Origin of the sequence: Buttiauxella noackiae ATCC 51607, from assembly GCF_001654865.1 — a bacterium.
GTDB lineage: Bacteria > Pseudomonadota > Gammaproteobacteria > Enterobacterales > Enterobacteriaceae > Buttiauxella > Buttiauxella noackiae.
The window spans coordinates 1-246 of the sequence record NZ_LXEO01000097.1; the positions used below are offsets into that span (position 1 = coordinate 1).

At 54.5% G+C, this 246-nt stretch carries 1 protein-coding gene; it reads right to left on the reverse strand.

The window, feature by feature from the left end; translation table 11 throughout:
* The coding region (locus M979_RS22265) for an Ig-like domain-containing protein (RefSeq protein WP_167350298.1) at positions 1–230 on the reverse strand (230 nt) is incomplete at its 3' end.
* Positions 231–246: the final 16 nt, after the last annotated feature.

Consider the following 246-nt stretch of genomic DNA (forward strand, 5'->3'; position numbering starts at 1 on the left):
ACCGTGATTTTGTGGCCGTTCAGCTCCAGATCCACGTCATCACCCGGCTTCGCATCCAGCCCTACCGTGCCGCTGACGGTGATGTGATCGGACTCTTTCGCATTGATTACATTGTCGCCGGCCACCTTGTCGATATCGATTCTGCCTGCAATCTGCGTATCCAGCGTGATGGTCTGAGAATGCTCAACTGCACTGACGTTACCCGCATCGTCTGAGACATGCAGGGTCACTTTCACATCGTTGGTG